General features: G+C 40.9%; 28 protein-coding genes. 16 read left to right on the top strand and 12 right to left on the bottom strand.

The genetic code is table 11. The annotated features are described in order from the left end of the window. Nucleotides 1-22 precede the first annotated feature (22 nt). The 4 genes from C7S20_RS19180 to C7S20_RS19165 all read right to left on the bottom strand — a co-directional run bounded on the left by C7S20_RS19180 (nucleotide 23) and on the right by C7S20_RS19165 (nucleotide 2,192). On the bottom strand, nucleotides 23-295 hold the full coding sequence (locus tag C7S20_RS19180; protein WP_107013964.1) for a DUF6520 family protein: 273 nt from the start codon (nucleotides 293-295) through the stop codon (nucleotides 23-25). Nucleotides 296-372: 77 nt separating this feature from the next. Further along, nucleotides 373-804 (bottom strand): MauE/DoxX family redox-associated membrane protein, encoded by a 432-nt coding sequence (locus C7S20_RS19930; protein ID WP_107014335.1) that lies wholly within the window; start codon nucleotides 802-804, stop codon nucleotides 373-375. Between the two features lie 104 nt (nucleotides 805-908). Then, a complete protein-coding gene (locus tag C7S20_RS19170; protein WP_107013963.1) occupies nucleotides 909-1,796 on the bottom strand; it encodes a helix-turn-helix domain-containing protein in 888 nt (295 codons plus the stop codon). Nucleotides 1,797-1,802: 6 nt separating this feature from the next. After that, entirely contained in the window at nucleotides 1,803-2,192 is a 390-nt protein-coding gene (locus tag C7S20_RS19165; protein WP_107013962.1) for a DUF7793 family protein, read from the bottom strand. Between the two features lie 192 nt (nucleotides 2,193-2,384). Here C7S20_RS19165 and C7S20_RS19160 point away from each other — a divergent pair, with 192 nt between their 5' ends. From C7S20_RS19160 to C7S20_RS19130, 7 genes are all read left to right on the top strand, one after another. Next, nucleotides 2,385-4,808, top strand: coding sequence for a bifunctional aminotransferase class I/II-fold pyridoxal phosphate-dependent enzyme/GNAT family N-acetyltransferase (locus C7S20_RS19160; protein WP_107013961.1), 2,424 nt, complete (start codon nucleotides 2,385-2,387; stop codon nucleotides 4,806-4,808). A 31-nt stretch (nucleotides 4,809-4,839) separates the two neighbouring features. Continuing rightward, nucleotides 4,840-5,721: an RteC domain-containing protein gene (locus tag C7S20_RS19155; RefSeq protein WP_341476511.1), complete on the top strand. Its 882-nt coding sequence runs from the start codon at nucleotides 4,840-4,842 to the stop codon at nucleotides 5,719-5,721. Between the two features lie 262 nt (nucleotides 5,722-5,983). After that, nucleotides 5,984-6,262, top strand: coding sequence for a helix-turn-helix domain-containing protein (locus C7S20_RS19150; protein ID WP_107013959.1), 279 nt, complete (start codon nucleotides 5,984-5,986; stop codon nucleotides 6,260-6,262). Nucleotides 6,263-6,267: 5 nt separating this feature from the next. Next, a complete protein-coding gene (locus C7S20_RS19145) occupies nucleotides 6,268-6,912 on the top strand; it encodes a hypothetical protein (RefSeq protein ID WP_107013958.1) in 645 nt (214 codons plus the stop codon). Beyond that, nucleotides 6,896-7,552, top strand: a complete 657-nt coding sequence (locus tag C7S20_RS19845; RefSeq protein ID WP_107013957.1) for a P-loop NTPase family protein — start codon at nucleotides 6,896-6,898, stop codon at nucleotides 7,550-7,552. Before C7S20_RS19145 ends, C7S20_RS19845 begins: the two co-directional genes overlap by 17 nt. Before the next feature lies 1 nt (nucleotide 7,553). Continuing rightward, nucleotides 7,554-8,672, top strand: coding sequence for a hypothetical protein (locus tag C7S20_RS19135; protein ID WP_107013956.1), 1,119 nt, complete (start codon nucleotides 7,554-7,556; stop codon nucleotides 8,670-8,672). Nucleotides 8,673-9,126: 454 nt separating this feature from the next. Beyond that, nucleotides 9,127-9,414 (top strand): hypothetical protein, encoded by a 288-nt coding sequence (locus C7S20_RS19130; protein WP_107013955.1) that lies wholly within the window; start codon nucleotides 9,127-9,129, stop codon nucleotides 9,412-9,414. 7 nt (nucleotides 9,415-9,421) lie between these two features. On the opposite strand, the gene C7S20_RS19905 is transcribed toward C7S20_RS19130, so the two are convergent. Continuing rightward, on the bottom strand, nucleotides 9,422-9,556 hold the full coding sequence (locus C7S20_RS19905) for a hypothetical protein (protein WP_257791343.1): 135 nt from the start codon (nucleotides 9,554-9,556) through the stop codon (nucleotides 9,422-9,424). Between the two features lie 125 nt (nucleotides 9,557-9,681). Here C7S20_RS19905 and C7S20_RS19120 point away from each other — a divergent pair, with 125 nt between their 5' ends. Genes C7S20_RS19120 through C7S20_RS19095 form a run of 6 tightly spaced genes read left to right on the top strand, consistent with a single transcriptional unit; the run spans nucleotide 9,682 to nucleotide 15,827 of the window. Further along, nucleotides 9,682-12,084 (top strand): TraG family conjugative transposon ATPase, encoded by a 2,403-nt coding sequence (locus C7S20_RS19120; RefSeq protein ID WP_107013953.1) that lies wholly within the window; start codon nucleotides 9,682-9,684, stop codon nucleotides 12,082-12,084. Then, nucleotides 12,081-12,650 (top strand): conjugal transfer protein, encoded by a 570-nt coding sequence (locus C7S20_RS19115; RefSeq protein ID WP_107013952.1) that lies wholly within the window; start codon nucleotides 12,081-12,083, stop codon nucleotides 12,648-12,650. Before C7S20_RS19120 ends, C7S20_RS19115 begins: the two co-directional genes overlap by 4 nt. A 5-nt stretch (nucleotides 12,651-12,655) precedes the next feature. Further along, nucleotides 12,656-13,480 (top strand): hypothetical protein, encoded by an 825-nt coding sequence (locus tag C7S20_RS19110; RefSeq protein ID WP_107013951.1) that lies wholly within the window; start codon nucleotides 12,656-12,658, stop codon nucleotides 13,478-13,480. A gap of 10 nt (nucleotides 13,481-13,490) precedes the next feature. Next, nucleotides 13,491-14,108 carry a conjugal transfer protein TraK gene (locus C7S20_RS19105; RefSeq protein WP_107013950.1) on the top strand — a complete coding sequence of 206 codons (618 nt, stop codon included), beginning with the start codon at nucleotides 13,491-13,493 and terminating at the stop codon, nucleotides 14,106-14,108. Then, entirely contained in the window at nucleotides 14,095-14,994 is a 900-nt protein-coding gene (gene traM, locus C7S20_RS19100; RefSeq protein WP_107013949.1) for a conjugative transposon protein TraM, read from the top strand. Before C7S20_RS19105 ends, traM begins: the two co-directional genes overlap by 14 nt. After that, complete coding sequence (locus C7S20_RS19095; protein WP_107013948.1) at nucleotides 14,991-15,827, top strand: DUF4138 domain-containing protein; 837 nt, start codon at nucleotides 14,991-14,993, stop codon at nucleotides 15,825-15,827. The genes traM and C7S20_RS19095 overlap by 4 nt, the downstream gene beginning before the upstream one ends. Before the next feature lie 4 nt (nucleotides 15,828-15,831). Here C7S20_RS19095 and C7S20_RS19090 read toward each other — a convergent pair whose 3' ends face one another. The 7 genes from C7S20_RS19090 to C7S20_RS19060 form a co-directional block, all read right to left on the bottom strand. Beyond that, nucleotides 15,832-17,403, bottom strand: coding sequence for a type IV secretory system conjugative DNA transfer family protein (locus C7S20_RS19090; protein ID WP_107013947.1), 1,572 nt, complete (start codon nucleotides 17,401-17,403; stop codon nucleotides 15,832-15,834). 11 nt (nucleotides 17,404-17,414) lie between these two features. After that, nucleotides 17,415-18,434, bottom strand: a complete 1,020-nt coding sequence (gene mobB, locus C7S20_RS19085; RefSeq protein WP_107013946.1) for a MobB family relaxase — start codon at nucleotides 18,432-18,434, stop codon at nucleotides 17,415-17,417. Continuing rightward, a complete protein-coding gene (locus C7S20_RS19080) occupies nucleotides 18,418-18,951 on the bottom strand; it encodes a BfmA/BtgA family mobilization protein (RefSeq protein ID WP_107013945.1) in 534 nt (177 codons plus the stop codon). Before C7S20_RS19080 ends, mobB begins: the two co-directional genes overlap by 17 nt. Before the next feature lie 357 nt (nucleotides 18,952-19,308). After that, a complete protein-coding gene (locus C7S20_RS19075; RefSeq protein ID WP_107013944.1) occupies nucleotides 19,309-19,758 on the bottom strand; it encodes a JAB domain-containing protein in 450 nt (149 codons plus the stop codon). Between the two features lie 68 nt (nucleotides 19,759-19,826). Then, nucleotides 19,827-20,174 (bottom strand): single-stranded DNA-binding protein, encoded by a 348-nt coding sequence (locus tag C7S20_RS19070; protein WP_083642963.1) that lies wholly within the window; start codon nucleotides 20,172-20,174, stop codon nucleotides 19,827-19,829. A 476-nt stretch (nucleotides 20,175-20,650) separates the two neighbouring features. Further along, nucleotides 20,651-21,586 carry a ketopantoate reductase family protein gene (locus C7S20_RS19065; RefSeq protein ID WP_107013943.1) on the bottom strand — a complete coding sequence of 312 codons (936 nt, stop codon included), beginning with the start codon at nucleotides 21,584-21,586 and terminating at the stop codon, nucleotides 20,651-20,653. A 50-nt stretch (nucleotides 21,587-21,636) separates the two neighbouring features. Continuing rightward, nucleotides 21,637-21,996, bottom strand: coding sequence for a DUF488 domain-containing protein (locus C7S20_RS19060; protein ID WP_107013942.1), 360 nt, complete (start codon nucleotides 21,994-21,996; stop codon nucleotides 21,637-21,639). Nucleotides 21,997-22,191: 195 nt separating this feature from the next. Here C7S20_RS19060 and C7S20_RS19055 point away from each other — a divergent pair, with 195 nt between their 5' ends. The 3 genes from C7S20_RS19055 (at nucleotide 22,192) to C7S20_RS19045 (ending at nucleotide 24,835) form a co-directional block, all read left to right on the top strand. Continuing rightward, nucleotides 22,192-23,463, top strand: coding sequence for a chloride channel protein (locus C7S20_RS19055; RefSeq protein WP_107013941.1), 1,272 nt, complete (start codon nucleotides 22,192-22,194; stop codon nucleotides 23,461-23,463). A 118-nt stretch (nucleotides 23,464-23,581) separates the two neighbouring features. After that, complete coding sequence (locus tag C7S20_RS19050; protein ID WP_107013940.1) at nucleotides 23,582-24,154, top strand: Crp/Fnr family transcriptional regulator; 573 nt, start codon at nucleotides 23,582-23,584, stop codon at nucleotides 24,152-24,154. Between the two features lie 153 nt (nucleotides 24,155-24,307). Then, on the top strand, nucleotides 24,308-24,835 hold the full coding sequence (locus tag C7S20_RS19045) for a YceI family protein (RefSeq protein WP_107013939.1): 528 nt from the start codon (nucleotides 24,308-24,310) through the stop codon (nucleotides 24,833-24,835). The last annotated feature ends 46 nt before the right edge of the window (nucleotides 24,836-24,881 follow it).

The raw sequence follows: 24,881 nt of genomic DNA, 5'->3' as shown, positions 1-24,881 counted from the left end.
CGGGGCATAAATCTCAGAAACCTTAATTTGAAATAATATAAGGTTCTGTTGAGCCACCAAGTTTTGGTGTTTCAAGATCTGGTCCAGTAAAAACCTGGTAAACTGTATTCAGGTCATTTTCAAACTTTACCTCGCAAGGATCTTGCGTACCTGAATTACAGGGATCATTGTTAAGTTGATGAGGACCATTCTTATCAATCCAACCATTCGACTGCACATTTGCTTTATTAGCAAAGGCAAGTCCTACTGCCATCACAAATGCCATTACCGGCATTAAAAACTTAAAATTTTTCATAATATAAAATTTTAAAGATTAAACAATTTGCCTATTCTCAGTAGAGAGTAGGCGTTCTACTCTAGCATTGCGCAATACTATTTCTTATAAGTCCTGTGCTTTTTAGATTGGAGATATAGTCCAAAAGCACCTAACAGCACAAAACAGCTATTGAATATCAGATGTTGGTTCCAGGTTAAATTGTTTATTACACCACCGCAGGAACAGGGTATTTCTTTGCTGAACAGAAGTATCCCTGCTATGTAGATAGTAAAGAGAAGAATGAGGGCGAAGGCCAAGTATAACCCAATCTTTCTATAGGAGTTGCTTATCAACAGTCCGCCTGTGGTTAGTTCAATTACCGGTACAAGACCGGAAATTAATCGTGCTTGGATTTCCCCATGAAATAGAGGGCTATTTAATAGGCTATCATAAAATTTAGGATATTCGATCAGTTTGAAAATCGCCGCATATAAAAACAGCACAATAAATGCATATCTTATTAGTTCTCGTATGTATTCCTTCCACATTATCATTTGTCGTTACTCTTATTTCTAAAAGTAAAGTTGGGGAATAATACTTAGCAAAAAAGAACAATTTGATACTAAAAATCCTAATATGTTAAAGGGAAGGTTTAGGAACGGAAATATGAGGGGGGATGTCCGTATTTTTTTTTGAAAGCTTCCGAAAATTGGGGATAACTTTTAAAATTAAGATCGGACGCAATAGTATCTAAAGTCTGAAAGGTACTGCTAATTCGTGTTTTAGCTTCTTCAAGCCGTAAGAGATTATAATATCGGAATGGAGTGCAGCCAAATAGTTCTAGAAAACCTCTGTGTAATCGATATTCGTTAAGTTTAAATTTACGAGCCAGTTCTTTATCAGTGGGTTTTGGTTTTCCTATATTTTGCAACAGATAATCATGAACTTCCTGAAGTGAAATGACATCCCATTTGGAAAGTCTTTTTCTATCTTCCGGTTCCTGTCTTATTTCTCCTCGAACCCTATTTTGGAAAAAGCTTATTGACATGTGATAATTAGGTGCACTCGACACAAGAAGATCCACCGAACATTCCTGTGCCATGACCAGTTCCTTTCCTACTTGAAATTCTAACTGGCAATGATAGGATTCGGAAGATCCATTTTTAATTTCTTTATTAACGTGTTTCCAGGTTTCGAAAGATTTTGGGGTAAGAAAATCAGCGAAAGGTTTGTTTAATATTTTTGGTAGTTTCTCTATCATGCGATCCTGCTCAGAGGAATAGGCTACAATCAAGTCTTTATCGTCCAGAATTATTACGGTATTCGTTATGAACCGGTAGGAATGATGCGGATTTACATAGGCCACATGCTTGAAGTTTCCATTTAGTTCCTGTGCCGTCATATTCAATTGTTCATAAATGGCCTCTAAAAGATCTTTATAGTTTCCCCTTGAAATTTTATAACTAAAGTTTCCTCGAGCCATTTCGGTGAGCATCTGGAATATGGGCCACGCATTTTCTCTTGTCAACTTCCGTTCCATAGGGATTTATTTTGAACCTGTGAATTTTTCCAAAAAAGATAAAGCTGCGAAACGTTGAGAAAAAACTTTCGTAGGTATCCTCGGCTTACTGTTGTTCATATAAAATGAAATTATCCGATTAGTTAATGGATCAGAGGCGAGAATTCCTACTGCTTTGACGAGAACAGAGCCTTGTTTTGCTAGGTAGTCCCGTCCTTCTTTATCTGAAGAAACCAGCCCCCTTACGTCGCAAAAGATGGGATACGCTCTATCTTTTTGTACAGCTAGGCGCTGATTTACCGCTGCGGTAGCATTTTTCAAATTCAGAATCGTATTGGGTTTATACACAAAGTGTAAAATTCCGTTATCAATATGAATATCTGCAACCTGATTATTTCCATAGCCCGTTTTACCCATAGAAATTACATTTTTATTATGAGTAGGTAGGGCTACTCAGGTTTAAAATTAAAAGGAGGATAGAAAAACTGAGTTACTAAAAATAAAAAAAGATTTACTAAAAATTTAAATTTTAGCTACAATTTGAGGTTTATTGATAGAATCTGGTTTAATAATATTTAGTTTAAGAGCATCATTTTAAATCAATTAACTATGGCAAAAATTAAACATAATAATTTCATCGACACGGTAGATGAAGTTTTTTCAGATGCTACCAATAGAGGAATACTTCATCTTTACTCCAGGGATATCAAATATTCAGGAAGTACAATAAAAGTAGGAAATAGAGATTTATATCATTTTGGAACCACTGGCTATCTTGGCTTAGAACAGGACAAACGATTAAAAGAAGCTGCGATAAGGGCCATTGAAAATTTTGGTACTCAGTTTCCCCTTTCCAGGACATACATATCTCATCCTCTTTACGAGGAACTGGAAGAAAAACTCAGAGCGATGTACAATACTCCTGTGGTAGTAACAAAAAATAGTACCCTTGGCCATTTAGCCGTGATCCCTACCGCGATAAGGGATGAAGATGCCGTCATACTGGATCATCAGGTTCACTGGAGTGTTCAAAATGCGGTACAATTATTAAAGGTCCGGGGAGTGCCCGTGGAAATGATTAGGCATAGTAATATGGAAATGCTTGAGCAGAAAATAAGAGAATTAAAAGGAAAGGTCTCCAAAATATGGTACATGGTCGATGGGGTATACTCCATGTATGGGGATTTTGCACCTGTAGAGGAATTAATGTCACTAAGTCGAAAATATCCACAATTGCATCTTTATTTTGATGATGTACATGGTATGAGCTGGAAGGGAAAGAACGGTACAGGGTATGCGTTGGAAGCTTTAGGAGGAGAACTTCCTGATAATGTTCTACTTTTTGGAACATTAAGTAAAACTTTTGGAGCAAGTGGTGCTGTCTTGTCCTGCGCTAATAAAGAGCTTCAACGAAAAATTAAAACCTATGGAGGGCCATTAACTTTTTCAGCTCAGTTAGAGCCAGCTTCAGTAGCTGCTGCCAATAGATCTGCCGATATTCATCTATCTCCCGAAATTTATAGGCTTCAGGAAGAATTGTCGGAAAAAATAAGTTATTTTAATAAACTTCTTTCGGGTACTGATCTTCCTTTGGTTGCAAAAAATGAGTCGCCCGTCTTCTATATCGGCACGGGAACTCCCCTTACTGGTTACAATTTTATTAAGCGGTTGACCAAAGAAGGGTTTTTTGTTAATCTGGGATTGTTTCCTGCTGTCCCTATAAAAAATACCGGGATTCGTATTACCATATCGCGGCATAATCAGGAAGAAGAAATGAAAAAATTGGTTGAGGCGATGATCTTCCATTATCCATTAGCCCTAAAAGAAACAGGAACGGATAACACCAGAGTCCGAAGAGCCTTTAGACTGCCTTATTTGGAGGAAGAGAAAAAAGAATCAATCACAGAAAAATACATTATTGATTTTGAGACTACTATCAATAAAATAGAAAAGGATGAATGGAACAGCTATATAGGGGCTAATTGCTTCGACTGGGACGGACAGGCTTTCCTGGAAAAGGCATTGAATGATAACGATCTTCCAGAGGAAAACTGGTCGTTTTATTATTTCATTATTAGGGAGCCTAAATCAAAAAAACCAGTATTAATAACTTATTTCACTTTCAATATTTGGAAGGAAGATATGCTTTCACCCGAATCTGTTTCTCATGCTTTGGAAGAAAAAAGAAAGGAAGATCCATATTATATGACCTCCAATGTTCTAAATATGGGTTCGATATTTACCGAGGGCAATCACCTTTATATTGACAGGGATTATCCTGAATGGAAAGAGGTGCTTGTTATTCTTTTTAGAGAGTTAGAAGCATTAGAGCAGAAATTAAAACCATCGATGATTGTTTTGAGAGACTTCGAAGAGGATAACCACCTTAATTCCATATTCCATGAGCAGGGATTTATGCAGATTAAAATGCCAGAATCCTGCATAATGAATAATCTCTCGTGGAATTCAATAGAAGAGTACCGCACGACTCTCTCTACCCGCTCCCGCCGCCATTTTTCCAAGGAGGTAGAGCCTTTCGAGGATAAATTCGAAATAGTGATAAAGTATAAAACGTCCGAGGGTGAACTGCGCCATCTTTATAGTTTATATCAAAATGTACGAAAAAACAATTATGGTTTAAACACTTTTGCCTATCCTATAAAACTTTTCTTTGAAATGTCTGAAAATCCAAATTGGGAGTTCATTGTTCTTTATTTAAAAGAGGAACATGATGATAGAGAGAAAAGGGAGGCAGTGGGAGTAATGTTTTGTTACAAAAATAAGGCAGGAACTTATGTGCCGAGTTTAGTAGGAATGGACTACAAATTTTCTCGACGTTTCCAGGTTTATAGACAATTATTATTTCAAACAATTAAAAGAGCGAGAGCTTTGGATTTTAAAAGAATTGATTTTGGGATAACGGCTTCTTTTGAAAAAAGAAAATTAGGGGCAACCGTTATACCTAAAGTGGCGTACGTCCAGGCGAAGGATAATTTCTATATGGAATCCCTGGATTGGATCCGAAAGGAATAAAAACAATGCCCCCACTGCATAAAACCCATCATTGAAAAAGGCCCAACAACGTTATTACCTGTTTTCCTTAAATGCTAAAGGGATGTGTGAGGAATTGCTAGATAATTTTACCGAAAAACTTGAGCTGATCAATAAATCGGGGAAGTCCGTTTTAGAGAGAGCAGAGGAAGGGATTGTGCTGTGCAATACTACCCTAACTAAGCTTCAAAATTTTGTGGAGAAAGAGGATTTTGAAGATAAGGCTGCAGAAATTAATTTTTTTAAAAACATCAAGCCTTACCCCATGAGCTACCTCATTTACTTTACCGAGGTAAGAAGCTGTGAACTTGATATCCCTAAAGCCGGCGTAAAGCCAAAAGTACGGTTCCTAGAAAAGGAAATTAAAAAGATCAATAAATTCTTTACCCGCAATAATGACTTTGTACATTATATGGAGCAGGATCACGTATATCTGGATCCCCAGTTTTTTACCCGTAATTTCCGGAATAATTTTCCTTTTACACCCACTATCAATTACTACCAGTATCCTGAATTTTCGACTTCCCATGATATGTTATGGGCAAAGGTACAGGCTATGTACCGGTTTATTCATTATATCCGGGAGCGTTTGCAGGAGATTCAACCCGGGCATGAATCTCTTCAGCTGCAAAAATCCCATAAGCTGCTAATGTGGTCCGGTTCCAAAACTTCCCTGGTAGAATTAATTTACGCACTTTATGCCAGTGGGGATATCAATCATGGCACCGTAGATCTTAGCAGTATCATCTCATCCTTTGAAGATTTTTTTAATATCCGTTTACAGAACTCCTATAAAACCTGGTCTGAGATAAAAGCCCGCAGAGTAGATCGAATAAAATACCTCCCTAAACTCATTCTTCACCTTGAGCAAAAAATGCAACGCGACGACGAATAAATCTTCGTACTACGAAAGATCTGGGCATTAAAATAAAAGGATAATTTCGGGTTCTAGATGACCATTTTAGGTCATTTTTGCTATCAATTGGATCCCTTTTTAGCGTCTTTTTGAAAAATGTTAAATTTTCTCGTACTCCGAACTCCCTTGTGAAAAAAGCTAATCATTGGCCTGCAAATTTGTAGAACGAAAGTCAAATCAACTTCAATCCCATCGTTTAAAATGAATCAGGCGGTGGGATTGTTTTAAAAATCGTTTTACCATGCCAACAAGTATTATTACAACCGATGACCTAAAAGCATTCAAGGAAGAAATGCTTACAGAGATCGAAGCCATGTTCAATAAACAGCATGGCGGATTCACTAAAAAATGGTTAAAGTCAACAGAAGTAATGGAGCTTCTCAAGATCTCACCAGGAACCCTTCAGAATTTCAGGGTTAACGGGACATTACCCTATACCAAAATAGGCGGGATTATTTACTATGAAGCCTCCGATATCCAGGAAGTTTTGACGGCCAATAAGATCCACAATAATTTTTAGTGGTTATGAACTATATTGCTCATCTGAACAAAGTCTTAGCACATTTTGGCCGGGATCCACGGCTTCATCCACCCCATATCAGTCTGTATATGGCTCTTTTCAAAAAATGGAATGAAGAACATTTTCCAAGATGGTTGACGATCAGCAGAAAACTTGTTATGAAGGATGCCTGTATGGGATCAAAATCCAATTATCACCGTTGTATAAAAGATATGCACCGATGGGGATATTTAAAATACAAGCCTTCGCATGCCATGGCAGGATCTCGTGTTCGGCTCCTTTTGGACCTAAAAATAGGTGTTCCGTTAGAGGGACAACCTGATGACCAGGCTTGTCTTCTATTGGGACACCGGTGTCCCCATACGGGACTACTGTCCATATATAATAAACATATAAACATTAAAAGGCTTTGGAAAGAAAAAAAAGAAGCTATTGAAGCTTTTTTTAAAAGAAAAAATCTCGAAAACGCACCTGAAGAATTCCTGAGATGGGTTTCGTTGGATTATCCTGAAAAGGAAACATTTGACAATGTGGAGGATCTTCTTGAAGAATGGTTTCAAGAAATGAAGGTGGAGCATGCTTTGAAATCCTCGACCGATGAAGATTATCTGAAGGTAAAAAAAGTCAAACGCTATGATCAACCCTTGTAAAATATCAGATGGTGGCGTGGAGTATATCCTTGGCACCTTCGATGGAGAAAAAGCAGTTTATGATTTTCCTAAGATCCTGGAGTTTTTCGAAAGGAAAGGCAAGGAATTATTCGGCGGTCATTTCAGGATCTATCCTGAGGATCATGGCATTCTTCATAAGCTAAGTAATTATGCCATTCGCGATCCTGTTAACTGCAGGAAATATGGTTTGGATCCCGATAAAGGGCTGCTATTGAGTGGCCCCGTTGGCTGTGGCAAAACTACGCTTATGAAACTGCTACGACATTTAGTGCCACACCAGCGCAAGTATGAAGTCATTCCCTGCCGGAATATAGTCTTCGGATTCAATCATGTCGGATATAAAACTATTGAAGATTACGGGGGTAATGGTTTTATCTGTTTTGACGATATGGGTGTGGAACCAGTGGGCAGGCACTACGGAAAGGATTGTAATGTAATAGGGGAGATCATGCTTTCCAGGTATGAGCTTTTCCTGAATAGCAAATTAAAAACCCACGCCACCACAAACCTTAATGCAGCCGAACTAGAGGAGCGTTATGGCAGCAGGGTAAGAAGCCGGATGCGGCATCTTTTTAATCTCATCGCTTTTGACAGCGAAACACCTGATAAAAGAAAATAACATGAAAATAGCATTCTACAATATTGAAAACCTGTTTTTCAGGCATCGGGATCTTCTTGAGAAACCGAAGAGCCATAACCTAAGTTCCTGGCGAGAGGAACTTGATACTTTATTGAACACGCGATCCGGTCGCCGCTATGAGCGCATCCGGGAACTTGTTTACCTCCTTGGGTTTGAACATAAAGATCCGTTCCGGTATGGCTATTTGAACCGGAAGGGTATGGTCATGGCTATGAAGCCGCAGCATTATGAGATCTCAACCCGTGCAGGTAATTTGAGCGACTGGCAGGGGTGGATCGAAATTGAGAACCGCCCCCTTTCTGCCACTTCGATACATCATAAAGCCCAGGTTTTAGTGGAAACCAATGCCGATGTTCTTGTATTGCAAGAGGTAGAAGGCAAATCGGCCGTTAAAATATTCCATGAAAATTATATTTCAAAATACCCTATCGAGCCTTACCAGGAACTAGTTTTTTCCCCGGGTAATGATGATCGCAATCTTGGTCAGGCACTTCTCACACGTAAAGGCGTGAAACCGGATTCGGTAGGTATTCTCAACCAGGAGCGGGATAGTTCCGGCGAATTACTTTTTGACAAGGATGTGGCGGCTTTTAGAATTACTGGAAAATCCCAGAGTTTCTGGATCCTCTCCGCTGAGTTTTCCAATGAAGGTTTAGCCAAAGAAGAATTAGAGCAGAAAAGATTCCGGCAAAGCCAGGCCGTGGCCCGGGCCTATCAAAAACTTCGGGCAACGGGGAATGAACACATCCTTGTGATGGGCACTTTTTTTGCAGTCTCTTACTGCTATTCTCTTTCTCCGCTACTCAAGGATACGGATCTAAGATCGATTACCCGGCATTCGCAGTTCCAGGGACCAAGGGATCTTGGGAGAGGTGGAGACTATTATAGCCTCGGGGCTTATGGAAGAGGACTCAATATGAAAGAGGAAGTGTATGTGCTGACCAGCCCGGAGCTGTTTTCAAAGATAGAGCGTTGTGGAATCGATCGTCGGGGAATCTGGCCGGTAAAGGAGAATCAATGGAAAATTTTGACCACTTTAAAACAAAAGGAAGATCAGGCCAGTCATTTCCCGGTTTTATGGGTAAAAGTTGATATTTAAGAGAAAAATAGGAGTTATGGTTAAAGTTGATTTAAACCTTATCAGAAATATCTCAGCCTCTAATTAAGTACATATTTTTACAAAAGAAGGAAAAGGGTTATTGAATAGTCGCAAAGGGGTGCTCCGTCAGGTGCTGAGATTATACCCTTTTACAAAATAGGTAATGCTATTTTGGATCTGCGATAAATCAAAGGGAACATTAAGACATTTAGTGTTCCCTTTGTCTATTTAGTAGCTCTCCAACAACTTTTCTCGTTTCGGTTCTATAAATTCTTCCAAACCACCTTCATTTCTATTAAACCTTCTTTTCCAATTGTATAATTCATGGTTGTTTAAATGCTTTGTTGCAAATCTTCAAAACTAGTCTCTGGAAAACCGTTAAACAATACCCTGGTTTCCAAAAGATTTGAAGTGGAAGAGTAGGTTTGAAGCATTCTTAATCAAACCTTTAGCCATGAAAATCAAACATGCATTTGCACTTTTTTTGTCCCTAATTTCAATTCCGTCGTTCGCTCAGATCGGCGGAATTGAACAATCAGTAGCGGATATTTCCGACACGATCCGAGCTGTTTTTCCAATTATCCTTGGAGTTATCTTCTTGGTTGGATTTCTTTTCAATGCCGGTCATTTTTTCGGGGAAAATGCGGATCTGAAAAAAGGAATTACCCGGGTATTGGTTTTTGTACTGATCGCCGGCGCCGTTGTGGGCATTTTCACTTATCTCATTGGAATTGTAGTCTAATGAAAAGCTACATCATCCATCGCAGTATTCGCAGCCGGGCCACCTTGTACGGGTTATCCATCGAACGGTTTGCCATCTTTATGAGTTCGGTGATCCTATCCCTGCTAATGATCATTTTCTCCTTCGGGTTTGGAATGGTCATTTTCATGATGCTCTGGAATACGCTACTGTATATTGCGCTCCTTCGTGTTAAGGCTTTCCCCACTAGCCGGATCCCGGGGCAGTACCCGGATTTTATTTCGTGTAAACAATTAGGACTAGCCAGTTATGAAGATTAACCTCCGCGCATATTATCCTGTTATAGGCATGAAGGAAAACGCCGTCTTCCTTGGCAATGGAAGTTTCTGTTTAGCTTACCGGGTCAAGCTACCGGAGATTTATTCCCTGTCTGAAGCTGATTTTGAAAAAATCCATGAGTATTGGCACCAGGCTTTTAAAACCTTACCTGCAGGAACCGTAATCCATAAGCAGGATGTTTTTTTAAAACGTTGTTTTCGCGGAGATACTCTGAAGGGAGATTCTTTCCTTTCCAGGGCCACCGCCGGTTATTTTGATGGAAGGGAATATCTTACCCATGATTCTTTCATTTTTTTCTCGTGGCCCGGAAACCGTCTTTTCAATAAAGCGGCGGTAATTAATCCCTTTACCAGGATTAAAAAGCAAGCTGTGATAGAGGAGGAAAATTCCATTCGCTTCTTCAAATCTGCCGTTCTGGATGCTGTCACCTATCTCAATACTACACGGGGTATTCAATTAGCAGCCTTGAAGGTAGAAGAAGTAGAAGCCTTGACAAATACTTATTTTAACGGCTTTCACCAGGGAGTGGATACGGATATTGAGGCCAAACAGGAGGAGCTGAAGATTGGAGAGAATGCCTATGGGTTATTGGCGGTGAATTCCGAACGCTGTTTCTCGGGCAATGTGTCCACCAGTCGAATCCATCCCCGGTTTTCTATGGGAGAGATCAGTTTTCACCAGGGATTTCTCGACAATTTTGGACTGGAATTTCCTCATGATCACGTGGTCAATCAAATTCTGTATCTCGATGACCGATCCCATTGGTTATCGATGCTTGGAAAAAGACGGGAAGAGCTTTCAAAAAGTGTCCGGTTCGGAACGCAGAACAAAGTAATCCTGGAACGGATTGAGCAAATTCTCTCTGAGATCAACCGGGATGATCAGGCAAGGATCATTCGGGGCCAATTCAATATTCTCTATTGGTCCCATAAGAAAGACCAGCTACCTGAAATCGGGGGGCAATTGAAAGGTTTTTTTAAGGATATGGATATAAAGCCCTATCAGCCAAATGGCTCCGAACTACAGCGGTATTTTCTAAGCAGCTATTTTGGATTTTCTTCCGGGTTTTCCAATGAAGATCTTTATGTGGGGGATTTGCGTCATGCGCTATGCTTATGGCTGAATAATACAGCATACCAGGATGATTCCAGCGGGATCATTTTTAATGACCGGCTGCAAAATATCCCGGTACGAAAGGATGTTTGGGATGAAGCTAAAAAAAGGATCAAGGCTCGCAACTTTGCTATTTTCGCTCCCACAGGAGAAGGAAAGTCGTTTCTTGCCAACAATATTTTGCGTCAGTTTTTTGAGGACGGAACCAGGCTGGTCATTATCGACTTGGGTGGAAGCTATTCGAAATTTGCCTTACTTTATCCCCAGGAGCAGGTGATCCTGCGATACGAAGAAGGAAAGAACCTGGGGATCAATCCCTTTTATATTACCGACACACAGGACCTGAACCCGGAGCGGATTGAAGATTTGACCGGTTTTTTACTCGAGCTCACCGCCTCCGGGCTCAAGGTCGCCAAAGAACAACAAGTTGCCCTTAAAAAGATCCTATTGAATTATTACAGGGCAACCCCCTCCGGTCATTCCCTGGAGAGTTTTTTTCTCTATACAAAAAAGATTGCCGGGAATTTAGAGGAGAAGCTTGGCGTATCGCGTGAGTTTTTTAACGCTGATCAGTTCCTTCACTTACTTTCTGAATATGTAGAAAACGGGATCTATAGTTTTTTATTCGAATCCCGGGAGGACCAAACCTACCGGCTGGAGGATAAAAAACTGATCATTTTTGAACTCGATGAAGTCAAAGATAACAGGGCGGTACTCTCTGTTATGCTGAAGCTAATCAAATCGGCCGTACAGCGTACGATATGGAAGAACCGCTCGGAGCGGGGCATTATTCTCTTCGATGAATTTGCCAAACAACTGAAGTTTGAGAATGTGCTGGAGAGCGTGGAATTCTATTACCAGGCCATCCGCAAGCAAAACGGTGCCATAGGTATCATTCTCCAATCGGTCAACCAATTGCCGGAAACAGCCGCCTCTGCCAGCATCCTGGAAAACACCCAGGTCATCTACAGCCTTCATAATGAAAAAGGCTATGAGGCACTTCGCAGGCGGCTGAACCTGACCGCCCACGATCTGAATCAACTTCATTCCATCCGTAATAATCTTACTGGCCCCAGAAAATACACTGAAATCTTTATCAAGATCGGAAAGCAAAGCAACATATTCCGTTTGGAAGTCCCGCCGGAAGTATACGCTGCTTACCTAACCGACGGAAAAGAGAACCAGGAAATCATGGCACTATACGAGCAGCATGGATCTATGGAAAAAGCAATAATTCAATTTTTAAATCAACACCTATGAAACAAATTATGATACTCAGCCTTGTTATTGTGCTGGGATTTTCCAGGCTGAGTGCCCAGGGGATGCCGGTCTACGACAACACCAACTTTTTGGCTCTTGGACAGCAGCTTATTGAATCTGCCAAACAGACTTCTCAGCTACTCCAAACGGTCAAATTTCTACAGGAACAAAAGGAGCGGATCGAACAGGTAAGTCAGATTATCCAACAACTGAAAACCGTACGGGAAATCATTTCCAATTACGAAGAACTTTACGATACGGTTCGGGGGGATTTACAGGAGATTCTTTCCTCACCCTACATTGATGGTGATGAAGTAGCGGTAATCAGCGAGTCTTTTAATTCCCTAATGGATACCGCCCTGCAGGATCTGCAATTCATGCAGGACCTGCTTACTAGTAATTATCTGGAGATGACCGATGCCGAGCGACTGGAAATCCTGGAGGCGCAGAGGAAGCGCTCCCGAGAAATGATCCAGGAGATCAGCCTTAAGAAAAAGCGCTACCTGCATATCATCGATTTTCGGAAGGTCAGGGAGTCTATTAACGGCCGGCCAGCTCAATACTAAGGAAGATGGAACTGGGACTGGAATATATTGATGCCATTTTTACAACGCTAAAGCAAACCGACATTTCAAGGTATACCCTGACCGGGGTAAAAACCCTGGCGGTCCTCTTATTCCTGGTCAATCTGCTAAAGAAATACCAGGAAGGAGCGGTCTCCAGTGATGGCTATACCTGGGGATTACAGCCTGCCGATCTGATTAAAAATTTCACCCTAACGCTGCTGGTTATCTTTTCCTCTCAAATCCTGGGATTCTTCGATGGCATTTTGGTTAGTATCGAATCCAATTTCAGAGATACGGCGCCGGCACTTATTCCCTTACAGCTTCAGGATGTGGAAATTGAGCAGGATCTGGGGCTTGTGGAAGCCGGTAGTAAGGCATTGAGTATGCTGTATGAATACCTGGTCACTCCCTTTTATCCTATGAAGGTGATCGCTTTTATTATCGGCTTATTTCTTTGGATCATGGATCTGTTCATCTATCCGCTTTTCCTAGCAGAACGTTTCTTTTTGCTGGGTCTGCTCCAGTTGTTTTTTCCGCTTGTCCTTTCCCTGGCAGTCTTCGAAAAATTCAGGGAAATGGGGTATCGTTTTTTCCGCTTGTACGCCGCGGTTTATATGGTAGTTCCGGCTTTTTTCCTGGTAAATATTTTTATCAACGAACTTTACCGGGCCCTTAACATGGATTTTTGGCCCAACCTGGTGGGAGAGGAGATGGAGAGCTCCATTTTGGCTCCCGTCATTCAGCTGGGCTCTATCTTATTTATCGTGTTTCTCAAATTCAAATTATACCAAAAGGCCATCAGTTTCACCTTCAGGCTTTTTGCCAGTTAAATTCAAATTTATGAAAACCCCTTATATGCATATTTATAAAATCTTAAGACTGAACCGGTTTGTGGTGCTTACGGTGCTTCTGATATCCTTTGGCAGCAGTGTGATCTCCATGGTGCAGGTACGCAAGGCTTATAAAGAACTATTGAACAAAGCCTTTGTGGTGAATTCTGATGGAAGTGTCGTACCTATTTCGCTGGTAGACCAGCGGGAAAACCTGGAGGTGGAAGCCCGGGCACACCTGGAACTTTTTCACCGGTATTTTTACGATCTCAGCACCAGTAACTATGAGGCCCACCTGGAGAAAGCCTTATGGCTTGGGAATAGTTCTGTAGATGAGGCCTACCGGCAGAAAAAAGCCGATGGCGTCTATAACCGCCTGCTTCAATACTCCCTGGTGCAGCGGGTAACCAGCATCCAATCCGAACTGGATTTAAGTGCAGCGCCTTTTGCTTTTCGCACGGTCGTTCATTTCGAGGTAAACCGGGGAAGTACTACCGATAGGTATGAACTCATTACTACCGGCTACCTGGTTCGGGTAGATCGCAATTTTCCTAAGAATCCGCATGGATTACTTATTACCGATTTTTTTGAGAACAGTTTAAAAAAGTTACAAGATGACAATCAATAAAAGAAAAATGGTCTTTGGCGGATGTATTTTGATCATCCTGGTTCTGATGGTGGTCTACTGGATCGCTATCTTCGGAAGCCCTGCTGAGGATCAGCCCTCCCTGGAGAAAACAAGCGTACCCCAGATGCAACAGGAGCCGGAACAGTTTAGTAGCAGGCGGGAGGCCGTGGACAAGCTGAGGGAGAAGAAACCCTCGACAGCGCCGAGTATATATGATGAGAGCCTGCTGGATTCCAGTGGAACTTATGATCCGTATTTAAAAGAAAAAGAGAAGCTGAAATTAATGGATAGTGTCCTCGCAAGTGGTCCTGAGGAATATGACTATGATCTTCCGCAGGAGATCATCCAAACGAAAGAAGTGACGCCCGTATCCATTGATACCACAGCTCCAGTAAAAACGTTGGAAAACATTCCCGGCCACGGGCATGGGGAGTTTTTTTTACCACAGCCATCTCAGCCAAAACCTTCGCAAGTTAGGATTCGAGCCGCGGTAAACGGGGACCAGGTGGTCAGGAAGGATCAGCGGCTGGAGCTTCGACTGTCAGAGTCCTATCAGGGAGAAGGTTTCTCGCTGGAAAAAAATGCTATTCTTTACGCCCAGTGTAATTTTAAAGCCAACCGGCTACTACTGACGGTATTTCCGGTAGGGGATTTAAAGAAGCCTTTGGAAGCTTATGATCTTTCGGATGGACAAAAGGGCATTTATATCGAAAACAGTTTCCGAAGTCGTGCCACCACGGAGGTTCTGGACGATGTCATCCAGGATATCAATATCTCCGGGGTTCCCCAGGTAAGGGGAATTAAAGGACTGTTCCAGAGAGACAACCGTAGTGTGAAAGTCAAAGTCCTTCACCAGTATCAATTAATCTTAAAACCAGTGTTATGAAAAATGTTTTGATCTTATTATTATTGGTTCTCGGTATCAAGGCCGGGCATTCTCAAAACCCTGCAATACTTTACTGCAATGAAAGGCAGAATGTGGCGGTTGTGTTGCCTTCACCAATTTCCAGTGCTATTACCGGCTCCGAAGATTTTTTGTTTTCTTATAACCAGAGCGCTACAGATACCCTGGGTTTACTCCAGGGTAGAAAGGGAAGACCCGGCAACCTTTTTATCAGAACTAGTGATGGACAACTGTATGCTTTTCTCTTAAAGTATAAAGATAGTCTTCCCACTTTTACCTATTTTATTCAAGCACCACTTCCAGAAACACCAAAAGAAAGTAAGGAATCTGAAATGCTTTTAGAGACATCGAAAAGATCCGAAAGGGCTGTTTCTGATTCTTTATATGGATTATTGTGCAGTTCTTTTCTGAAGATCCATAAAGAAAAAAGACCCTTGGCCACTACACGAAAATACCATGTAACTTTTCGCATGCGGGACCTGCAATACCTGCAGGATAGGGTATACGTAAGCTTTGAAATTGACAACCTATCGGGTATTGATTTTGATCTTAACCAGGTAGCAATGAATGTGGTTCAGGGGAATAAAAAGCGAAAAAGCTCCTATCAGGAAATTCATCTGGAGCCAATTTATGAATATAAAAAACCGGGACTTATTGCGGCTGGTAAGAAGCGGTATTTTATGCAGGCCTATCAGAAGTTTACCCTCGATGCGCAGCAGCATCTTGAAATTAGGATAGATGAAAAAAAGGGAAACCGATATCTGGATTTAAAGGTAAGTAGTCGCAAGCTGAATAAACCCTTTCTCCTGAAATAAAAGCTTACAAAGACGAAATAAGGGCTACGGCCTCCTGGTATATTTTTTTAAAATTTTGTTCGATATCTTCCCTACCGGGATGTCGAAATTTCGAAGGCAGTGATTTTGATAATTGCTGCCTTTTAAATTGTATCAACTTTTCTTTTCCATCCGCATAGGCTACAAACTGGCCAGGTTTTAATCGAAAAAAGAGATCCGCTCTTCTTTTGGAAACTTCCCGCTGGGAGCGGGTGATTCGCGTATCAAAGTTCATGGACCGGCTCTGGCTCACGCTGATCATTTCCTTATGGATTAGTTCGAAAAATTGCTCATAATAACGGGCAGTGGCGGGATCATTCGCTTTTCCAAAGAACTGGTAAGAGAGGTTGCTAAGGATAGCCTTACTGGCTTTTTCCCCGTAAAGCAGGTCATTCTGAATTTTATCCTGCATCACGTAAATGGTAGCAATATCATAGCTTCTTAAGGTAGCAGGGATCCGGTGCATGTTTAACAGGCGAATGGTGGGTGCTTCCTCTATAAGTAAAAAAGAGCTTTCACGGTTTCGAACGCTCATTTGTTTAATGATGGTGTGGATGATGGTGGCGATGACCGGGGAATAGGCGGAGTCCAGTTTTGGGTTATTTACTATGGAAACCACAGAAGGATTTTCCCGGTTATTGATGTCCAGGGGAATGTCATGTCCTGAAAGGGTGTAGAAGATCTTTCGGGTACTGATCTTTTTAAAGGCATTGGCAAGCGTTCCCTTCACCGCCGCGGTCTGTCTTTCCGAGTCTATTCCGCTTATAAAAGCATCGGCCATGCCCCGGGAAGTAAAATCCGAACTAAGAAAGCTGATGAGCTGTTCACTGGTCATGAGCTGGTAGGTGGCAATTAAATGCGGCAGGGTGCAGCAGGAAGGATGGTAGGTGCGAAGCTTCCAGATCAGGCCGCTAAGAATTCCTTCCACGGCATCATTAAAAAAACGGGAGGAACCGGAGGCAAACTGATCCTTTTGCTCCAGCAGGTTTTCCATGAGCACCCGGGCTACTTCATTGACACTTTCTTCATCGGGCAGGTAATGTGGAGCAATAGGATTGACCCGGTGGAAGATGGGATCGAAAGCGATGATATAAAAGGGAATGTTGGATTTTCGGTATAAAGGATAAGCTAGCTCGGTCAGTTCAAAATTTTTATAGTCGTGGATGATACCGCAGAACTGGTATTTATGGAGGTGTTTCAAAAAATTATAGATCACGCTTTCGGTCTTGCCGCTCCCGGCTGCACCTGTGATGGAAACGCCCCGCCTAAGATTTTGGATCTGAAACTGGCCGTTTTGAAGCAAAAAGGGAACCTGGTATTTAGGAGCGAGTATTTCATCAACCTGCTCCTGAATAGCATATATAATAAGTGTTTCTAACAACAGGGGCAGAGTAAAGCAAGCTGCCAGGTAAAGGTTTGCTACAATTCCCTGGTTCAGCAAATAATAGATGAACAGGCACAGGATGAGATTTACAAGAAGCGATTTGCGGTACATTTTGGAATAGGCCCAGAAGGCGGCACCTGAAATGGAATAGGCAAAGAAAATAACTACATACATACCAAAGGTTTTTAGTATCCAATAGAGCCTGAGCGCATTCCTATTTCCAGGGCTTTTTTTAGCTGTTTGATGGCCAGCCTGATTTGCGCATTGGGAATAGGAGGTAAGGTCTGGGCTGGTAGTTTAATTAGCTGCATGGCCAGTTTTCTTTCTGAAACTGGTAATTGCAAGAGTTTAGAATAATACAGCTTAGGATTATGCTGCAGGTTTTTCCGGGAGGTATAAGCTTCCACGTAATTGCGGCGATACCCGAATTGTTTATCAAAGCGTTCTTCAGCTTTTTGAAAAAACCGGTCCCGGTCAAAGCCCCTTTTCACGATGCGTCCCTGTAATTTAACTTCCGAAGCTTTGTATTTACTGCCCGGAGAGAGGCTGACACTGTTGGAGCGATCCTTTCGACTTACAATGAGGTGAACGTGGGTTTGGGAACCGGGCTTTTGCATCCCCTGCTCGATCATTTTCCCATCCAGTTTATGGGGAGCTTCTTTTTGAAGTTGCAATATTTCTTTTTCCAGTGCTTTGATAGATCCTATTAGCTCTCCGCGATCCACTTTCCGGATCTCATTACGGAGTTTGGCGATGCGGTTGGAGTAAGGAGCATTTTCATGTATTTCCCGATCGGTTCCTTTGTAGGTGCGCGCATATTCTAGTTTGCCGAAATACAGGATATCTGAGGCCTGGATAGGTCGGCCATTAATCTCCCGGTTAAAGCAGGAGGCATAGTCTTTCATCAGTGTTCTAACGTAGTTTTTTAATTTTTCAGGATCGTTTCCAATATGCTTGAGTTCCCGTTGGGAAGGATTTATTGTTAAGGAGTAATAGCGGGGTTCTGTGGTTTTGAGTTTGGCGGTATTTGCATCGATTTCGCGAACCACTTCTTTGGGAGATATAAGTTCCAGATCCTGGGAAAAGAAAAGTTCCTGGTGGTCGGAGTGAAGCTCTTTATTTTCCTTTTCCAGGTATTCGACAAAATCAGCTACACTGGTCGAGTAGGAATCGCCGAGTTTTTGGGGACTAATTGTGATATACATGGTATTTAGATTTAAGATTATTGACTTCTTTGGGGGATAGTTTGATTTTCAGGTAGGGTTTGCCAAAAGTGGGTTGGACGAGTTCAATATTTCTGAGGATATTTCGAATGTCCTTATGATCAATTTCAGGGGGCGACGGAGGTGTTGCAGAACCGCTGTTTAAGTTTTTAAAAGCTTCCTGAAAGGAGTTGATGGCTTTCTTTTGGTTTTGCCCAGGGAGTTCGGAAAATAAAGCTTCTAACATTCCTTTGGTAGGAATGGTTTGATTTTGCTCGATATCGCGGATGATGGCAATCATGGCATTAATTCTTTTTTTGATGGAGGTTTCCAGTGTTTGCATCCGCGGTCCCAGGGATTCTGTAGGTGAGATGTTGTTATAAAAAAAGAATTCCAGCATCAGGAGTAACGTTAGGGATTGAGATTTTCCCATCTCCCGGCTGTATTGCCTGAATTTTTGAGCTACCGAGACTTTAATTTTTAAGGTTGTAAAACCTTCTTTTTCAAATGTTGTATCCATTTTTTACTAAAAAATTCGCCATTTTACGGGAGGTTCGGAGCCTTATTACTAAAAAATCATTTCCCTTTCCGTTAGCATCATTTTTGTTGCTATCAAAACCGCACCTTTGAAATCGTTTCCAATGAAAAATTGACCATAACCTCGCGTAGCGGGTTATCCTCTTGCTTTTCCTTTTTTTGCCGGGGCAAAAGTCAAAGCAGCAGGAAATTAGTTACAATAATTTACCATTGACTATTACTATGAGATTTTAAGATTCTGTCATATTAAGAATTACGATTTCCTCAAGGTTTAGAGTGGATTTTTGTAAAAAAGAAAAGGGATGCAGAACATCCCTTGGTAAATTAAGTTGGATTAAGCTTATAAAATAGCTTCATCGGCAAAGGAGAAATAATCACCGTCAGGCGTAAGGATCAGGTGATCCAGAAGCTTCACATCGAGAAACTCCGAAGCGTTTTTGATCTTTTTAGTAAGCTGCTTATCGGCCTGGCTGGGATAGAGCGTGCCGGAGGGATGGTTATGGGCAATGATAATGCCTGTACTCATAGACTTTAGTGCCACTGCAAAAACGATGCGAAGATCTACTAAAGTCCCGGTAATGCCACCGGTAGATACTTCGAAGATGCCTTTAATTCGGTTGGCATTGTTAAGGAGCATTACTTTAAAAGATTCCTGTAGGCCGATCCTATCTTTGTCCCAGCTTTTATAAAATACCTCTTTCGCGTCGTAGGAGGAACTAATTTTCGGAGCCTCTGCGATTTTAAAATTCCCGAGGTATTTGAGCGATATTTCATTAACTTTGGTTTTCATAGTTTACTCTATTAAGGGTTAATAGAAAGAGGGCGCAGTGTTGAGGAAAGACCGGCCCTCTTTTGTGTTTAATTCTCAGAGGGTTTATTCCCTAAAAGGAGGATTTCCGAAACCATTATTTCGGTTACATAGCGTTTAACTCCTTCCTGATCTTCATAGGATCTTGAAGATAATTTTCCTTCTACGGCAATTTCTTTGCCTTTGCCTACATGAGTTTCGATAATCTCAGCGGCTTTTCCCCAGGCTACCAGGTTGTGCCATTGAGTTTCCTGCACTTTTTCTCCGCTTGAGGTGCGGTAGTTGTAATTAGTGGCCAGTGAAAAGGAGGCTACTTTCTTACCACTTTCAAGGTTTCGGATTTCAGGAGGGTTTCCCACGTTTCCGATAAGCTGTACTTTGTTTCTGATAGTTCTCATAATAAAAGAATTAATATTAATAAAAGGTTTTCCCGCTGTAACCCACGGGTAGGTTTAAAAATTTACTTTTTGTATCTGGAGCGTTTTTCCTTTTTTGATTTTTTGGAATTGAAGAGAAGGAATTGATATGTAGCTGAAATGATTTCATAATGTTGATGTTAGAATTTACTTCCCGTAGTGCCATCGCTGTTATCCTTTTTTGATGCAGATACGATTCAACATTCAGAATTAGTTCAAGGGCATATAAAAAGGGAGCGCGTAGCCGAGTGGTTTATGCTGCCCGGCTAACTTCTGAATGTTGGTATTTTGCGTTCTAAAAAAGGAAAGGGGATGGTAAAAGGAAGCATAAGGATAAGAATCTTATGCATTGAATTCAGAAAAAATTTTATTCTGAGTTATCAAAAATTATTGCAAACTATATAAGTATGGAAGAATTTATTCCTAAATTCTGAATAAGGTATATTTTAAGGTTAACCTTAAGAAGGTGTTTTTTCTCGTGCCATTCGTTCCATAGGCGATAGGCATTCATATATAAATGTATTCACAGGTACTGAAATATTTTCTTTTTGTGCCTCATGGACAACATAGCCGTTAAAGGTTTCTAATTCAGAAGGACGACCATTCATTAGGTCGCGTTGAGTAGAGGCAGTGCTTTCAGGATCCTGATCAGCAATGATCTTGAAAACTTTAGCGACATCATCTGTACTCAAATTTATTCCTTTAGCCTGGGCAAGAAATAAAATTTCATTTGCAGTATTTTCCATAATCTCGGATAGATAGCGGCTATCTCTCATTTTTCCAATAGGTACACGTGTAAGTCCGCCCAACCCGCTAATGGTACATATAAATAGAAATTTTTTCCATATTTCACGCTGGATATCCTCTGCGATTATATTTTTTATATCCGCCTGGTCAAATAATTTGCTTAGGGCTTTTAGCCGTTTTGTTTTCTTGTTGGTGAGTTCACCAAAAGTTATCGTTGGAACAAAGTCTGTATGGCGGATTACCCCTGGCGCCTCGATATAACTAATAAGGTTACAAAGTCCACCTAAGATTTGCTGCGAAGAAAAATACTCTATTAGTATTTCGGAATTTCTCACTCCATTTTGTAATGGAAGAAAAATAGTATCAGGTTTTACATAAGGTTTTAAATTTTTTGCGGCATCGGCCAATTGCCAGCTTTTTACCCCAAAAATAACCAAATCTGGAGCCTGTATCTCGTTAAGATCATCAGTGACCAGGTTGGGATGGGAATGAAAATCACCCAGAATGCTTTTCACGCTTATCCCATTCCGGCTAATAGCTTCCATGTGCGCTCCTCTTGCAATGAAAGTGATATGGTGTTTAGTAGTCGCCAGTTTTGCACCAAAATAGCCTCCCACGCCCCCGATTCCGTAAACTAAAATATTCATACTCTTTAATAAGTAATTCCTTTTTCAAAGATAAAATTCAGAACCGAAATTTATTTAGATTCCAGGACATCTTTGAGAACTACCGCCTGGTTATGTTCTTTGTCCTTAGCGCCATATAAGATGCAAATCCTTTTTTTCTTAGACATTTCTCTAAGGCGTTCAAGCTCCTCCTCGCAATTTTCCAGCTCCTTTCGGTAACGTTCTTTGAATTCCTGAAATTTCTCCTCCTGGTGGCCAAACCATTTTCGAAGATCATCGGATGGAGCCAGATCTTTATTCCATTCATCCAACTGGGCTTTTTCTTTGGAAATCCCTCGTGGCCAGATCCTGTCTACCAAGAGTCTATATCCATCATTATTAGCCGGGTTTTCATAAATCCGTTTAGTCTTCAATTTTAAATTTTTAGCCATTAATCTGGGTTTTAATCGGGTGGTTAAATTTATGCTCTAACTATTAATTCATCCATGATAAAATACGTAATTCAGAAGTTGGATCAGTCTTAATTAACAGATTTTTCTTTAATTAGGTAAATGTTTTTTAGAACCTGTTTCCTTAGCTGAAGTTTTACCTTTAATTTTGACCTTCAAGTTGAACGCGCGCGATCTATGAAAAAGAAAACCATTAAAAAGGGCTATTATAGCCTTATGCTGGGTTCCATACTGGTGGGGATTTTAGCGACCCTTCTGGGATACAGTCTAAAGAAAATTACCGCTTTTTCCGAGGAATTTTTAATAGGAGAATTGCGACATGTTCCTTTGCTTTACATTGTTGCGCCGGTCATAGGAATCGGTCTAATTTATTTATTTAGGAAGTATCTCTTCCGCGGAAGAAAGAACAAAGGGATCAAGGAGATCTTTCAAACCCTGAAATACCGCAAGGATGAATTGCCCTTCTACAAAGTACCTTCCCATTATATCAATGGTTTTTTTACGGTGGTCTTTGGAGGTTCTACGGGTATAGAGGTGTCTACGGTAGTGGCTACGGCAGCCTTAGGAGCTTCGATATACAGAAAAGATTCGGTTGCCAATATTTACAAAACTGAACTGGTTTCAGCCGGGGTAGCGGCAGGCATTACCGTATTGTTTGGAAGTCCAATTGCCGGATTTCTTTTTGCGGTGGAGGTAATCTCCAGAAAACTAACGAAGACCATGATCTTAAGTTGTGCGATAGCAGCTTTCCTGGCATGGATATTCGTCTTCTTTTTTGATAGTAAGCCTCTTTTTGATCTCAGCGTCACTCATTATAAAGTGGAAGCGATTCCTTTTATGATCGTCCTCAGCCTGCTGGCAGGGATGGTCGCGGTGTATTTCACCAAAAGCGTCATCTTTATTAAAGAAAGATTTTCCGGCATGAATAAGCTTCTCAGGGTACTTAGCAGTGCGCTATTGCTTGGAGTGGCCATTTTCTTTTTACCGGCCCTTTATGGTGATAGTTACCATGCCCTGGTTCCACTAATTACCACGTTCAGCAAGAATTTTTCCATGGGAAGTATCGGGTTTTTATTTTTACTGGTTCTGTTGAAACCTTTGGCAGCCTCCATTACCCTGGGTGCTGGTGGTGATGGAGGAGTGTTCGCACCGAGTATTGTCACTGGTGCTTTTCTAGGGATCATGCTTGCACTTTTTTGTAATTATTTTTTCGGTACGCACCTTATAGTGCTAAATTTTGCCCTGATAGGAGCTGCCGCAATGCTAAGCGCCGCAATTCATGCACCTCTTACGTCTTTGTTCTTAACTTGTACTATCGTTGCCCAGGGATTCATTCTTTTTCTACCTGTGTTGTTAGGAGTATTCGTAGCTAAACAAGTAGCTGTTTATCTATGTGAATATAATGTATATACCTACCGAAGAAAGAAGCCTCCAATCTCTTTCAGGTAAGATAGTTTTATACTATACGGGAAATTAATTAGAATAAATAAAATCTAATCATTGATGATTTTCTACATTTATGGGACCTTTCAGAAGTTAATTAAGGTTATTAGTTACAAAAAGTAAAATGTTTGAAGTTCTACGAAAAAAGTTAAATGAAACAATTAGCCTTTCTAGTGAAGAATTTGAATATGCAAAAACCTTATTCATTCCTAAGAAACTTAGAAAGAAGCGTTTTCTTTTAGAGGATGGAGATAGCTGTGTTTATACTTCTTTTGTAGAGAAGGGGCTGCTCAGAAGTTTCATCATAGACGATAAAGGAAATGAGCACATTTTGCAGTTTTCTATGCAGGGATGGTGGGCAGCAGATCTTTACAGTTTTTTTACCGGGGAAACATCAGACTACAATATTGAAGCTATGGAGGATAGCGAGCTACTGCTTATAACCAAAGATTCCTGGGACTTACTGCTTAAGGAGATACCTGGTTTTGAACGGTATTTTCGCATTCTTATTCAGAATAATTTAATTGTCACACAACGAAGGCTCATGGACACCATGAGTACCACGGCAGAAGAGCGTTATCTTAAGTTACTTCATGATTTTCCCGATATCTCTCAAAGGGTTCCCCAACACATGATTGCGTCCTATATAGGGGTCACCCGAGAAACATTAAGCCGATTGCGCAGTCAACTGCATTAAAATTCGGAAAGATACCTTACCTCTATTAACAAGTCATTAAGGAAAAAGTGTGACATAGATCACACCTATTTCTTATCATAGGTCATTGGTCTCAAGCCGTGTCTGGCCATACATTTGTATCATAAATAAATTATTAATCTAAAAACAAAAATTATGGCAACTACAAAATGGAAAATTGATCCAACTCACAGTGAAGCTACTTTTAAAGTAAAACACCTCATGATTTCTACAGTAACCGGAAAGTTTAAAGCTTTTGAAGGTGAAGTTGAGAGTAATGGGAATGATTTTAAAAAATTAAAAAATATAGAATTCAAAGCGGATGTAAAATCGATCGATACCAATAATAAGGACCGTGATGAGCATTTGAAATCTGACGATTTTTTTGCCGCAGAGGAGCATCCACAATTGGTCTTTAAGGCCGAAAGTTTTGATGTGAATTCTGACGAACTTCATGGAGAACTGACTATTAGAAATACTACAAAGCCTGTCACGCTTGAGGTTGAATTTGGAGGAGTAGTGGAAGACCCCTACGGCCAAACGAAAGCCGGATTGACAGTAAGTGGGAAAATCAATCGAAAAGATTTCGGATTAAAATGGAATGCTGTTACCGAGGCTGGTAGCGTAGTGGTCAGTGACCAGGTTAGATTAAACGTCGATGTTCAATTTATAAAACAGGCTTAAAACAAAGGCAGTAGCGGAAGGTGAAAATCTCACCTTCCTCATACCT

Source organism: Christiangramia fulva (assembly GCF_003024155.1).
GTDB lineage: Bacteria > Bacteroidota > Bacteroidia > Flavobacteriales > Flavobacteriaceae > Christiangramia > Christiangramia fulva.
The sequence above is the reverse complement of the archived record's forward strand: the minus strand, read 5'-3'. Positions and strand labels throughout refer to the sequence as shown.